At 72.6% G+C, this 13908-nt stretch carries 9 protein-coding genes and 1 pseudogene; 2 read left to right on the plus strand and 8 right to left on the minus strand.

Annotation, left to right across the window (positions count from 1 at the left end):
• Nucleotides 1-2: 2 nt before the first annotated feature.
• The 6 genes and pseudogenes from AC4H2H_RS13505 to AC4H2H_RS13530 all read right to left on the minus strand — a co-directional run.
• Nucleotides 3-614, minus strand: coding sequence for a ClpP family protease (locus tag AC4H2H_RS13505; RefSeq protein ID WP_494371329.1), 612 nt, complete (start codon nt 612-614; stop codon nt 3-5).
• Nucleotides 614-1279: a ClpP family protease gene (locus AC4H2H_RS13510; RefSeq protein WP_494371330.1), complete on the minus strand. Its 666-nt coding sequence runs from the start codon at nt 1277-1279 to the stop codon at nt 614-616. The genes AC4H2H_RS13505 and AC4H2H_RS13510 overlap by 1 nt, the downstream gene beginning before the upstream one ends.
• An 87-nt stretch (nt 1280-1366) precedes the next feature.
• Nucleotides 1367-7402 carry an Ig-like domain-containing protein gene (locus tag AC4H2H_RS13515; protein WP_494371331.1) on the minus strand — a complete coding sequence of 2012 codons (6036 nt, stop codon included), beginning with the start codon at nt 7400-7402 and terminating at the stop codon, nt 1367-1369.
• 224 nt (nt 7403-7626) lie between these two features.
• Entirely contained in the window at nt 7627-7890 is a 264-nt protein-coding gene (locus tag AC4H2H_RS13520; protein ID WP_494371336.1) for a hypothetical protein, read from the minus strand.
• The gene (locus AC4H2H_RS13525) at nt 7887-8051 is read right to left on the minus strand and encodes a hypothetical protein (protein WP_494371337.1); all 165 of its coding nucleotides are present in this window, start codon (nt 8049-8051) and stop codon (nt 7887-7889) included. Before AC4H2H_RS13525 ends, AC4H2H_RS13520 begins: the two co-directional genes overlap by 4 nt.
• A gap of 245 nt (nt 8052-8296) precedes the next feature.
• Nucleotides 8297-8524 (minus strand): annotated as a pseudogene (locus AC4H2H_RS13530) (helix-turn-helix domain-containing protein); the annotation flags it as partial.
• On the opposite strand from AC4H2H_RS13530, the gene AC4H2H_RS13535 reads away from it, so the two are divergent.
• On the plus strand, nt 8500-9345 hold the full coding sequence (locus tag AC4H2H_RS13535; RefSeq protein WP_494371332.1) for an oxygenase MpaB family protein: 846 nt from the start codon (nt 8500-8502) through the stop codon (nt 9343-9345). The pseudogene AC4H2H_RS13530 and the gene AC4H2H_RS13535 overlap by 25 nt on opposite strands.
• Before the next feature lie 12 nt (nt 9346-9357).
• On the opposite strand, the gene AC4H2H_RS13540 is transcribed toward AC4H2H_RS13535, so the two are convergent.
• Nucleotides 9358-9852: a MarR family winged helix-turn-helix transcriptional regulator gene (locus AC4H2H_RS13540; RefSeq protein ID WP_494371333.1), complete on the minus strand. Its 495-nt coding sequence runs from the start codon at nt 9850-9852 to the stop codon at nt 9358-9360.
• A gap of 396 nt (nt 9853-10248) precedes the next feature.
• Here AC4H2H_RS13540 and AC4H2H_RS13545 point away from each other — a divergent pair, with 396 nt between their 5' ends.
• Nucleotides 10249-13419, plus strand: coding sequence for an efflux RND transporter permease subunit (locus tag AC4H2H_RS13545; RefSeq protein ID WP_494371334.1), 3171 nt, complete (start codon nt 10249-10251; stop codon nt 13417-13419).
• A gap of 178 nt (nt 13420-13597) precedes the next feature.
• On the opposite strand, the gene AC4H2H_RS13550 is transcribed toward AC4H2H_RS13545, so the two are convergent.
• A partial coding sequence (locus AC4H2H_RS13550; RefSeq protein ID WP_494371335.1) for a hypothetical protein occupies nt 13598-13908 on the minus strand: 311 nt, incomplete at its 5' end.

The raw sequence follows: 13908 nt of genomic DNA on the forward strand, positions 1-13908 counted from the left end.
CGTCAGGCCGCGTTGCGCGCCGTGATCTTGCGCGACGTGACCACCGCGTCGGCGACGCCGTACTCGACGGCCTGGCGCGCGGTGAGGACCAGGTCGCGGTCGGTGTCGACGCGCAGCCGCTCGACCGTCTGGCCGGTGTGCCGCGCGAGGACCTCCTCGGTCTCGGACCGGATGCGCAGGATCTCCTCGGCCTGGATCGAGAGGTCGGAGATGGTGCCCTCGCCGCCACCCGACGGCTGGTGCAGCAGCACGCGCGAGTGCTCGAGCACGAACCGCTTGCCGGGCGTCCCGGCGGCGAGAAGGACGGCCGCGGCGGACGCGGCCTGGCCCATGCAGATGGTCGACACGTCGCAGCGGACGAACTGCATCGTGTCGTAGATCGCCATGAGCGCGGTCGCGGAGCCGCCGGGGGAGTTGATGTACAGCCCGATCTCCTGGTCGGGGGCGTCGGACTCGAGGTGCAGGAGCTGCGCCATGACGACGTTCGCGACCCCGTCGTCGATCTCGGTGCCGAGGAACACGATGCGCTCGGACAGCAGACGGGAGAAGACGTCGAACGCGCGCTCGCCGAGCGGGGTCTTCTCGACGACGGTCGGGATCGTGTAGCTCGCCATCACAGGCCCACCTTCCGGGCCGTCCGGGCGGGGCGGACGTCGTCGACGGACTCGACGATGCGCTCGACCATGCCGTACTCGAGCGCCTGCTGCGCCGTGAACCAGCGGTCGCGGTCGGAGTCCTCGGCGATGGTCTCGACGCTCTGGCCCGTGCTCTCGGCGGTCAGCCGGTGCATGAGGCCCTTGGTGTAGACGAGGTTCTCGGCCTGGATCGCGATGTCGACGGCGGTCCCGCCGATGCCCGCGGACGGCTGGTGCATCATGATGCGCGCGTGCGGCAGGGCGTACCGCTTGCCGGGCGTCCCCGCGCACAGCAGGAACTGCCCCATGCTCGCGGCGAAGCCCATCGCGACGGTCGACACGTCGTTGGGGACGAGCCGCATCGTGTCGTAGATGGCGAGCCCGGCGCTCACCGAGCCGCCGGGGGAGTTGACGTAGAGCGCGATGTCGGCGCGCGGGTCCTCCGCCGAGAGCAGGAGGAGCTGCGCGCACAGGCGGTTCGCGACGGCGTCGTCCACGGCGGTGCCGAGGACGACGATGCGCTGGTGCAGGAGGCGCGTCGTGAGCTGGTCGTCGAAGGACGACGCGGACTGCGGGCCGGCCTCCGCAACGGGGCGCAGGGCGTGGTCGGCGAAGGGCGGACGGTCGGAGAGGTGCGTGGTCATGGGACCACGGTGCCTGGGCGTGATGCCGACCGAGGCGCCGATCTGCCGTCGGCACATTCGCCGACGGCAGATCGGGTCTCAGATCCGTCACATGATGGGCCAGCTCCTGTTTTGGACCACGATCCCGGCGGGAGCAGGAGAGATGCTCACCCACACCTGGGGCGCTCGTCCCGAGGCGCCGCCGTACGGGTTGCCCAGGATGCACGGCAGGTCGACGTAGCTGCCCGCGTTGAGCCAGGCAGAGTACGAGTTGCCTGAGACGCTGTTGCCGTCCCAGTAGCACTCGAACCTGTACTCGCCCGAGGGGAACGTCGCATTCGCGTTGACCCGGAACACGGTGCACATGTAGTCGTTGCAGTCGCCGGAGCTTCCGGTGTCTCTCTGCGGGCCACGGGTCACCCAGATGGTCGGCGGGACGGGCCTCGGGTCCGTGTTGATCGTGCTGGTACCGCTCCACGGGCCGCACCCGGCGGCGTTGCACGCCTGCGCGATGAGGGTGAAGCTCTGGTCGTAGTCGCTGCCGACGTTGACGGTCGTCCCGCTACCGGACGTGTTCTGGCTTCCGGACAGCTGCCAGTTGTACTGGGTGACGCCGCTTCCGCCGTTGGACGACGGCGCCGTGATGGTGAACGTGCCGGACGTCGCGCCGGTCTTGTTCGGGCTGATCCCCGGGGCGATGGGCTTCTGGTACGCGTTGATCGACGGCGACGCCGGGCTCGAGGTCGACGTCCCGCCCTGGTTCGTCGCAGTGACGGTGAAGGTGTACGACCCGGGGGTCAGGTCCGTGAAGTCGACGGACGTCCCGTTGACCTGCCTGGTCGCACCACCCGGAGATACCTTGACCGTGTACGACGTGACGGGGCTGCCGTTGGCGTCGGCCGCTCCCCACGACACTCGCGGGATCCCGCTGTTCTGTGACGCGGAGCCGACGTTCTGCACGCTCGGCTGCGGTGGCGCCTCGGGACGTCCGAACGGCACGACGGCCGCCGACCTCGCACTCTGAGCGGTCTCGCCCGCCTTGTTCTCGGCCGTGACCGTGAACGAGTACGACGACTCGTTGTCGAGGCCGGTCGCCTTGTGGCTCAGCCCGGTGAGCTCGAGCGCTGGGCCGTCGGCCGCGCCGTTCTTGTACCGCTGGAGGCGGTAGGGATTGATCGCGTCGCCGTTCTCGTTCGGCTGCTCCCACGACACGTCGATGGAGCCACCGTTGAGCGGGGTGTCCGCGGCGCGGACGGCGCTCGGCGCCCCCGGCACCTCCGGCACCCCGGCGGGCACCATCTCGTCCGAGTACTCGCCCCACTCCGAGGGGTCTGGTGCCTGGTTGTACGCCTTGACGCGGACGCGGTAGGCGACGCCGTTCTCGAGCCCCGTCCACACGACCTGGGTGCCCGCGAGAGACGTCATCTGGATCGCACCGCTCGGCGGGGCCGGCGAGATCTCGAGGTCGACCGTCTCGATCGCGGACCGGTCCGTGTACGCCTTGTTCGTCCAGGCGACCGTGAGGGACTTGTCGCCGAACTCGAGGGTCGGGGCGGCGGGCGGGTCGGGCTTCTCGTCGGGACGCGCCTCCTCGGAGGCCGGAGAGGCGGGTCCGTCGCCGACGGCGTTGGTCGCGAACACGGTGAACGTGTACTTCACGTTGTTGGTGAGCCCGTCGAGGGTGCAGGTGGTGGTGCCGCACGCCTTCTCGTACCCGTTCTGGGAGCGCACGGTGTAGCCGGTGATGTCGGCGCCGTTGTTGTTCGGCGGGTCCCAGGACAGCACGACGGTCTTGGACCGCACCTCCTCGACCGTGGGCATAGCGGGCGCCTCCGGCTTGCCGAGCACCTTGACCTGGACGCGGCCCTCGACCATGCGGTCGGCGTCCTTCGTCGCGTCCTGGATGCGGTAGGTGATGACCATGACGCCGACGAAGTCGTCCGCCGGCGTGACCGTCACGTCGTTCCCCGCGTAGGTCACGTCCCCCTGGCCGGTCTCGACACCCGCGCCGACGAGCTCGAGCGGGGTGTCGGGGAAGGGGTTGGAGTCGTTGGCGAGGACGTCGACGGTGGTGGGCTTGCCCTGGTGGGCGTCGTCGACGGTGTCCTGGTTGGCGCGTGCGAGCGGGCGGGTGGACGCGACGACCGTGAGGGTCGCGGTGCCCTCGACGGGCGGGTGCTCGCCGTCGGTCACGGTGAGCGGGACCTGGACGACCGAGCCCTTGGGGACTTCGGGCGTGGCCTGGGCGTGCAGGGTGCTGCCCTCGAGGGTGACCGTGACGCCCGCCGCGCCCCCGCTGGTCTTGAAGGACAGCGCGTCCCCGTCGGGGTCGGTGGCGAAGCGCGCGAGGTCGACCGAGGCTTCCTCGCCCGCCGCGACGTCCAGCGTCGGGGTGCCGAGCTCCGGCGGTAGGTTCTCCGGCGGGATCACGCTGATCGGCAGCGTGAGCAGCGCGGTGTTCCCGTTGGGGTCGTCCGGTCCGGAGCCGTCCGTGACCTCGAAGGTGACGGCCGCCGGGCCGACGTACCCGGCGTTCGAGGTGTAGGTGATCTCCGTGGTCGAGGTGACCTCGCGCGTGCCCTCGAGCGCCGTGACCTTGTCCTCGGTGGTCAGGCGCGGGGTCCGGTCCTCGACGACCAGGACGTAGTCGGTGATGTCGATCGGCAGCGGCTCCCCGCTGTTGACCTCGAGCGGCGTGATGCCCGGGCGCAGGGTGGGTGCCTGGTCGGTGAGGCCGGGGACCTTGACGAACGCCTTGGCGGTGAGGCCGTCGATGTCGGTCACGGTGTAGGTGACGACCTGGCGGGCCTCGCCGAGGGTGACGACGAGCTCGCCGTCGTCGGTCACGCTCGCCGTCGTCGCGTCGCTGGTCACGGTGAGCTCGGTCGCCGCGCCGTCGGGGTCGTCGTCGTTGTCGAGCACCGGGACGGTGACCTCGGTCTTGCCCAGGATGTCCTCCACCGGGACCGCGTCGTCGCGCGCGACGGGTGGCTGCAGCGGCGCGTCGGCCGCGACGTTCACCGTGATCGCGCCGGTCGCCCGGGCGCCGTAGGTGTCCTGGATCGCGTAGTAGAACGTGTACGACCCGTCCTCGGCCGGGCTCGTGATGACGACGCGGTCGGTCACGACCTCGGCGTCCATGTCGTGCGTGTCCTCGATCCCGGCAGGCACGAGGCCGACCTGGTCGCCGTCGGGGTCGGTGTCGTTGGTCAGGGCGTCGACGGCGACCGTCCGACCGGGCCGGACCGTGACCTCGTCGTCCACCGCGACCGGGGACTGGTTCGCCTCCGCCGGGCGGGCGATGCCGACCTGGACCGTGCCGGTCGCCGTCGCGCCGCGCGCGTCGAGCACCGAGTAGGTGAACGTGTCGTGGCCCGTCGCGTTCTTCGACGCGGCGTACTCGAGGTACCCGTCCACGACGCTCGCGGTGCCCTTCGACGCGGGCGACGCGATCCCCGTCAGCTGGACCGAGTCGCCGTCGGGGTCGATCCCGTCGAGCGGGACCGCGACGCGCACGCTCGCGCCCGAGAGCACGCGGGCCTCGATCTCGCGCGGCTGCGGTGGTGCGTTGTCCTCGTCGTCGCGGATGTGGATCGTGACCTGGGCGGAGTCCTCCTGCCCGTTGGCGTCGCGCACCCGGTAGATCGCGTACGCCGTGCCGGCCTCGGCCCCTGCCTTGAAGCGCAGCGTGTCCTCGGAGGCGAACGCCTCGCCGAGCTCGGCCTCGACGCCCTGCTCGAGCTCGGGCTGCAGGAACAGCTCCAGCCCGTCGGGGTGCGTGTCGTTCTTCAGCACGGGGATCGTCACGACGTCGCCCGTGTGGACCGTGACCTCGTCGGCTGCTGCGTTGGGCGGCTGCAGCCGGGTCGGGGCGGGCACGGGGATGACCCGCACCTGGCCGGTCGCCGTCTCGGTGCCGTTGGAGGCCGTGTACTCGATCGTCACGGGGCCGTCCAGGCGCCGGATCTCGGTGATGCGCAGCATCTGGTGCGCGAGGATCGCGACCGACACGCCGGCGTCGTCGGGAACGCGCACGGACTGGACCACGAGCACGCCGCCGGCCGGGTCGGTGTCGTTGGCCAGCACGTCCACGAGCGTCTTGCCGCCCGTGGGCAGGAGCGCGGTGTCCGTGACGACGATCGGGGCGCCCTCGGCGGCCGACGGCGGGAGCACGTCCACGCGGACGAGCCCGGTGGTCGCGTTGGGGCCGTCGGTCACCTGGTAGGACAGGTCGTAAGAGCGCGGCTCCATCGAGACGAAGGTGAACGTGCCGGCGTCGTAGTTGGGGGTGATCTCGGCCGGAGCCGACTCGGAGACCGAGGCCAGGCGCAGCTCGTCGGCGTTCGGGTCCGTGTCGTTGCGCAGCGGCTCGACCGTCACGGGCTGGCCGGCGGGCACCACGACGTGGTCGTTGACCGCGACCGGCGGCTGCGGGCCGGGCACCACGTCCACGAGGAGCTTGCCCTCGAAGGAGAGCTCTCCGTCGGAGACGAGCAGGGTGACGATCTTGCGGCCGGTGGACCCGCCGCCGTCGCGGAACTCGACCGTGCCGTCGGGGCGCGAGCGCACGTCGTCGCCGGCGACGGTGGCCGTCGCGGAGGCGAGGTAGAGGTCGTCGCCGTCGGGGTCCTTGAAGTAGGGCAGGACCTTGATGGTGGCCTCACCGCCCTGCGCGACCTTGAGCACCGGGTCGCCGGTCTGCTCCGGGGCGGCGTTCTCGCCCCAGGGCGAGACCTTCAGGCTCACGCCGGCCTCGGCGACGCCGCCACGGCCGTCGGAGACGGAGTAGCGGAACGAGCTCGCGCCCTCCGCATCCTCGGGCACGACCGCCTGCACGGCGGCCCCGCCCATGATCGCCTGGACCGTGGCGTTGTCCGGCGAGTCGCCCGCGAGCGAGGCCGTCATGACGTCGCCATCCGGGTCGACGTCGTTGCCCAGGACCGGGAGGATGGTCGTCCTGCCCGGGCGCACCCCGAAGCTGTCGTCCTTCGGCTGCGGCGGCTTGTTCGGCTGCGTCCGGTCGGCGATGAACTGGTCCACCTGCTCGGGGTTGGTCAGCTCGGCGTCCGACTCCTCGCCCTCCGCCTCCTCCGGGATCACGAGCTCCCAGTCGTCGACCTTCTGGTACTCGTCCGCCGCCATCCACAGGGTCCCGGCCGACAGGTCGTTGAGCACGATCACGTGCCGGTTCACCCGGTACTCGAGCCGGGTCTGCGGGTCGATCCCCTCGAGGCGCTCGTCGACGTCACGGTCAGTGCCGGCGCAGTCGCGGATCACCTGGCCCGTCGTCCCCCACGCCCCGTAGGTGCACGCGCCCAGCTGCACGGGCGCGGCCGGCGTCCCCTGGGCCGCGCGCGTCTGCGCGTCGCCACCCTTCAACGGCTGCGACACGAGCCCGGACGCCGTGGCGACGACGACCTTCTCGGAGGAGTCGGACGGCTGCTGGAGCCGCGCCTCGTCCCCGCCCTCGATCGGCACCGACGTGCCGCCGGGCAGCACCAGCGTCGACGCGGACCGGTCCAGGACGACCGGGTCTCCGCCGACCGCCGTCACCTCGACCTCGGAGCCCTTGCCCACCGAGAGCGACGACGAGGCAGGCTCGCCCTCGACCGCGCCCTTGTCGGTGGTGGCGACGGTCCACAGCGTCCCGGTCGAGGGCACGGCGACGAACACCGTCCCGTCCCCGGACACCGTGAGCGCACCCTCGCCCCCGACCTCCGCCGTCGGGTCCAGCTTCTCCGCGTCGAACGACGTGGCCCCGTCGAAGGGGAGCACCCACAGCAGGCCCTCCTCGCCGTCGAGGATCGCCGTCGTCGCACCCCCCGATGCCACCTGAGCCCCCGCCGGGAGGCGGACCTGACCGTCCAGCTTCAGGTGCGCCACGTTGACCGGCGACGCCGTCCCGGCGCCCGCGTCGTCGAGCAGCACCCGACCCTCGTCCTGCTGCACGTCGAACGACCCGCTCCCGGCCACGAGCGATCCGTCGAGGGCTTGTGACTCGTAGTTGAACCGCCCCAGCAGCCCGGCCGACGTCTTCGTCACCCACACGCCCGAGTCGTTCAGGTCGACGTCCGCCGTCGCCTCGCCCTCGTAGAAGATGGCCAGGCCCACCAACGCCGTCGAGAACACCGTCACCGTGCTCACCGACGCCACCGCACGACGATGCTCGCGAATGCTCGTGAGAAGACCCACCGATGCTCCCTCAGTCCGTGGTTCGGGGCACTCGCGCAGTCCAGCCGTGTCGCGCCGGGTGGCGTCAGGTGAGGGATGCGCGCTCGTGCCCACAGAACGCCCACACGAGGATAACCGAGCAGATCGGGCGCCCGTCGATGGGGAGGACTCCCCGGGCGGGTGGAATCACGGGACTTTCAGGGAAGGAGGGACACTCGGGACATCGCGGCGCGGTCCTGGTTGCGCTCGCTCGCCGTGTCCAGCGCGGTGCCGGGGCCGGCCTCGAGCGAGGTGGCCGCCGTCGAGACGACGACGGCAGCGCGCCGGGCGTCGAGCGCACGGGCGCGCGCGGCGGCGCGTCGGCGGCCGAGGTCAGTCAGCTTCGACCCGACGTGGACGAGGAAACGGTCGGTCCCGCGCAGGTCCGACGTGCGCGGAAGGGTGGGGGAGCAGGCGCTCACGAGGGGTTCTCCTTGCCGTCGATCGTGGGGAAGACGTTGAAGTGGACCTGAACGGGGCGGGCGCCCGGGACGTGCTCCTGGCCCTGGAACCGGCGCAGGGTCGCGTCGAACGCGTCCCAGGCCTCGGCGACCTCGTCCATCTGCTCCGCCGTGAGCCACATGCTCGCGGTCGACAGGCGTGCGCCGTCGAGCCACCGCGAGGGCAGCTCGGCGGGGACCGGTCGAGGAACGCCTGGATCTTGCGCGCGCGGGCGCTCTCGAACTCGCGGCTGACCATCGTGCCCGCGAGCGTCGATGCCGTGTCGGCGTCGGCGCGGTCGTCGGGGAGGCTCACGGTGAAGCCCCCGGGCGAACGCTCCCACCACCGCTCCCGGCCTGTGCCTCTCCCGGGGATCTCACGGACGAAGCCGTGCCGGGCGAGCTGGCGCAGGTGATAGCTCGTCGACCCGCTCGACTCGCCGACCAGGCCGGCCAACCGGCTCGCGGTGAGCGCGCCGTGGGTCGAGAGCAGGTCGAGGATCTGGATCCGTAACGGGTGCGCGAGCGAGTTCTTCTGGAGGTCGCCGGGCCTGTGAGGCAGGGGCGCGCACCGGGTGCGAGCATCGGGGCATGGAGAACGTCGTCGAGCGGGCACGGGGCGCTGCCGAGGAGGCGATCTTCCGCAGGATCGCCGGGCCGGACGCGGCCGCGACGCGGGCCCGCATCCACGAGACGCCGGGCCCGCGCTGGTTCGCGGCGGGGTCACCGATCCAGCGGGTCCACGGGGACGCGTCCATGTTCGTCGGCGGCCTGCGCGCGCTGCTCCTCCAGAGCCTGCACCCGCTCGCCATGGCCGGCGTCGCGGCCCACTCGGGCTTCCGGGGTGACCCGTGGGGCCGGCTCCAGCGCACGTCGACGTTCATCGCCGTCACGACCTTCGGCACGGCGGACGACGCGGAGCGGGCGGTCGACGCCGTCCGCGCCGTGCACGAGCGGGTGCGGGGCCGCGCCGCCGACGGCCGGCCCTACTCCGCGAGCGACCCCGACCTCCTGCGCTGGGTCCACGTCGCTGAGACGCAGAGCTTCCTCGTCGCGCACCAGACCTTCGGGCGTCGCCCGCTCGACGCCTCGGGCTGCGACGAGTACGTGGCGCAGGCGGCCGTCGTCGGGCGTCGTCTCGGGGTCCAGGAGGCGCCCCTGACCCGACGGACGCTCGACGCCGCGGTCGACGGCTACCGCGACGAGCTCACGCTCTCGCCGCCTGCGCTCGACGCCGCGCGGTTCCTGCTCGTCGAGCCACCCCTGCCGCGGGCCGCCCGCCCGCTCTACGCAGGGCTCGCGCTCGCGGCCCGCGAGTCGCTGCCCGCCTGGGCCCGTGACGGGATGCCGCACGTCCGAGGGATCCCCCGCAGGCTGGCGAGGCCCGCCGGCGCGGCGGTGACCCGCCTGGTGCGCTGGTCGCTCCCGACGCCGTGAGCCGCGCGGGCCTCAGCCGTCGTCGCGTCGGCGTCGGTGCACGTCGAGGTCGGCGTTGAGGCGGCCGAGGAGCTCGGCGAGCAGCGAGCGATCGAGGCGAGACCAGCTGCCCAGGACGTCCGCGTAGAGCTCGGTCCGGGCGGCACGGTGCCGCGCGAGCTCGTCGAGGCCGTCGGTCGTCGGCCGCACGACGACGGAGCGTCCGTCGTGCGGGTCGCGCGCCCTGCCGACGTGGCCCGCACGCTCGAGTGCCGCGACCTGCCGGGTCACCGTCGACGCGTCGAGCCCGAGCCGTTCGGCGAGCGTGCTGACGGCCTGCACCCCGTGGGTGTCGAGCGCGTGGAGCAGGAGGTACCCCGAGCGGTCGAGCGTCCCGCCCCGAGGGGACGTCCCGGACGAGCCCGCCGCACCGGTGTGTTCGGCGCGGCGCTGGAGCTGGGCCACCTCGAGCTCGATCGCACCGAGCGCCTCCTGCGCGGCGAGATCGTTTCCCCCCGCAACGTTCATGCGTGCACCTTACAGACAGTTGCCTGCCCGATGCAGGTGTTCGACCTGACAGGCTCCTTGCCCGCGAGGGAACCGTGGCGGAGGGGAGCTGGCAGAGGTCCGACCCGCCCGACAGGACTCAGGTAGGTCGGGCGCCGGCGGCCTCCAGCCGGTCCACGATCCCAGGAGCAGCTCGGCGAGCCGGCCCTGGGCGTCGTGGAACCGCCGGACGAGCGCGGCGCGCTCGTCGTCGGCAGGGTCCGGGTCCGCCGGGCGCTCGGGCTGCGTCACGGCGCAGACTCTCACCGAGCACGGTGGGAGGACCGGGGAACCATCGCCAGATGCTTCGCGTTAGGCTCACGAAATCTGCGACGCCGACGTCGTCTCCCCACCCGACCTGGAACCCCTGGAGGCTCCGTGTCTCGTCTTGCCCGGCTGTCGCTGGCCAACCGTGCGCTCGTCGCGCTCGCCACGGTCGCGATCGCGATCTTCGGCGTCGTCAGCATGGGAGCGCTCAAGCAGGAGCTGATCCCGAGCCTCCAGATCCCCACGGCCGCCGTCGTGGGGGTGTACCCCGGGTCGGCGCCCGCGATCGTCGAGCAGCAGGTCACCGTCCCGGTCGAGACGGCGGCCCGCGCCGTCAAGGGGGTCGAGGACGTGACCTCGACGTCGTCGACCGGCATGTCCGTGACGACGGTGCAGTTCGCCTACGGCACCGACATGGACTCCGCCGCGTCCCAGCTGCAGACGGCGATCACGCGCCTGCAGTCGCAGCTGCCCGAGGACGTCGAGCCGCAGGTCGTCACGGGTTCGATCGACGACCTCCCGGTGATCCAGCTCGCCGTCTCGGGCGGCGCCGACGACGCCGACCTCGCGGAGACGGTCGAGTCGAGCGTGGTCCCCGTGCTGGAGGACGTCGAAGGAGTGCGCAGCGTCGCGGTGAGCGGCGTCGCCGACCAGCAGGTGACGATCGACCTCGACGTCGCCGCGCTCGCCGCGGCCGGGCTGAGCCCGGCGCAGGTCACGACGATCCTCCAGGACAACGGCGTCGTGATCCCCGCGGGCACCGTGAGCGAGGGCGACCGGACGCTCAGCGTGCAGGTCGGCACCGCCGTCACGACCGTCGACGAGCTCGCCGCGCTGCCGCTCCTCTCGCCGGCCGCCGCGCCCGGCACCCCGCCCGTCGCGCTCGGCGACGTCGCGACCGTCACCGCCGGACCCGAGCCCGCGACGTCGTACTCCCGCCTCGACGGGGAGACGGCGCTCGCCGTCGCGATCACCAAGACGCCCGCCGGCAACACCGTCGAGGTCTCGCACGCCGTCCAGGACGCGATCGCGGACCTCGACGGCGTGCTCGAGGCGCAGGACGTGCGCGTCGAGGTCGTCTTCGACCAGGCGCCGTTCATCGAGGAGTCCATCGAGGGGCTCGCGACCGAGGGCCTGCTCGGACTGGTGTTCGCCGTCGTCGTGATCCTGCTCTTCCTGGCGTCCCTGCGCTCGACCCTCGTCGCCGCGGTCTCGATCCCGCTGTCGCTGTTCGTGACGTTCATCGTCATGAACGCCACGGGCTACACGCTGAACATCCTCACCCTCGGCGCCATGACCGTGGCGATCGGGCGCGTGGTCGACGACTCGATCGTCGTCATCGAGAACATCAAGCGGCACCTGTCCTACGGCGAGGAGAAGCGCGGCGCGATCGTCGGGGCCGTGAAGGAGGTCGGCGGTGCGATCACGTCGTCGACCGTGGCCACCGTCGCCGTCTTCCTGCCCATCGCGCTCGTCGGAGGCATGGTCGGCGAGCTGTTCCGCCCCTTCGCGGTGACCGTCGCCATCGCGATGCTCGCCTCGCTCTTCGTCGCCCTGACGATCGTGCCGGTGCTCGCGTACTGGTTCATCAAGTCCCCGCCCGTCCCGGCCGACCCCGAGGCAGCACGCCTCGCGGGCGAGCGCGCCCGCGCGACGGCGGAGGAGAAGGAGCGCCGCGGCCTGTGGCAGCGCGGGTACCTGCCCACGCTGCGCGCCGCGCTCCGCCACCCGGTCATCACCATCACGGTCTCCGTCGCGATCCTCGCGGGCACGCTCGCGCTGGTCCCCCGCCTCGAGACCAACTTCCTCGGCGACACCGGCCAGGACACCCTGACCGTCACCGAGTCGTTCGCGCCGGGCACGTCGCTCGACGCCCAGGACGCGTCCGCGCGCGACGTCGAGGAGGCGCTGATGGGCGTCGACGGCGTCACGACCGTGCAGATGACGGTCGGGACCGCGGGCGGTCCCGAGGCGGCGTTCTTCGGCGGCGGCGGGTCCCCGACGGCGACCTTCGCCGTCACGCTCGACCCCGACGCCGACCCAGTGGCGGCGCAGCAGGACGTGCGCGACGCCGTCGACGGCCTGGGCAGCGAGGCGAGCGAGGGCATCGAGGTCGCCGGGGCGGACGCCGCGTTCGGCAGCTCGACGGTCGACCTCGTGGTCCGCGCCCCCGACACCGAGACCCTCGCCGCCGCGGCTGCCGACGTCCAGGAGCTCGCGGACGGGACCGACGGCGCCGCGCAGGTCACGAACAACCTCGCCTCCGCCCAGGCGACGGTCCAGGTGACGGTCGACCGCGACGCGGCCGCCGCCGTCGGGCTCACCGAGACGCAGGTGGCCGGGACGGTCGCGGGGGCGATGTCCCCGGCGCCGGTCGGCACCGTGAACCTCGGCGACGGTCCGGTCCAGGTGCGCGTGCTCGCGGGCCAGGCGCCCGCGACCGTGGCCGAGCTCGAGCAGGTCGTGCTCCCGACCGCCGCCGGTCCCGTGCCGCTGACGCAGGTCGCCGAGGTCGCCGAGGTCGAGGTGCCCACCTCGATCACGCGCGTCGACGGCGAGCGCAGCGCGACGATCTCCGTCACGCCCGCCGGGCAGGACCTCGGCGCGCTCACCGCCGAGCTCACGACGGCGATCGACGGCCTCGAGCTCGAGGGCGGCGCGACCGTCGAGATCGGTGGCGTCGCGTCCGACCAGGCCGACGCGTTCGCCGACCTCGGACTGGCCCTCCTCATCGCGATCGCGATCGTCTACCTCGTCATGGTCGCGACGTTCCGCAGCCTCCTGCAGCCGTTCATCCTGCTCGTGTCGATCCCGTTCGCCGCCACGGGCGCGCTGCTCCTCCTGCTCGCGACCGCGACGCCGCTCGGCGTGCCGGCCCTCATCGGCCTGCTCATGCTCGTCGGGATCGTCGTGTCCAACGCGATCGTGCTCATCGACCTCATCAACCAGTACCGCGAGCGCGGCCGCACGCTCGACGACGCCGTCATGGAAGGCTCGCGCAAGCGTCTGCGGCCCATCGTCATGACGGCCGCCGCGACGATCTTCGCGCTCACCCCGATGGCGATCGGCATCACCGGCGGCGGCGCGTTCATCTCCCAGCCGCTCGCGCTCGTCGTCATCGGCGGCCTGCTCAGCTCCACGCTGCTCACGCTCGTCGTCGTGCCGGTGCTCTACACGCTCGCCGAGCGTCGCGGCGAGAAGCGCGCGGCCAAGCGCGCCGCCAAGCAGGAGGCGGCGGCGCAGGCCGAGGCCGAGAAGGCACTCGCCGCCGCCGAGGCCTGATCTCGTCGCCCGGCCCGTCTCGGGCCGGGCCGGGCCGTTCGTGGTTGGGTCCGCGTGCGGGGCGGCGTCGGTGCTCGGGCTGTCCGCGCCGTCACCGTGGTCTGTCGGGCGTGAGTTCTAGGAGCGCGGCCTTGACGCCCTTCACATCCGACGCCGCCCCGCCCGCTCAGCCGTCCCGTCACCCCCCCGCCGTGCTCGCCCCCGGCCCACCGAAGTAGAGCCGTGGTCGCCCGAGGTAGAGGCCTGGTGCGCCGAGGTAGAGCCGTGGTCGCCCGAGGTAGAGGCCCGGTTCGCCGAGGTAGAGCCGTGGTCCGCCGACGGCGGTCCCCGGGTCGTGCGTGTCGGCGCGGCGAGGGCCGTGCAGCGCAAGGCCGACCATCGGTCCTGGCGGCTCGGGCATGCGGTTGTTGCCCGTCAGCCGTACGGGACGAGCGACAACCGCATGCTCGGCGCGGCACCGCGGGCCTTGCCCGGGTGAGCCGGGACCAG

The sequence above is a fragment of the Cellulosimicrobium sp. BMG9.22 genome, assembly GCF_059159975.1.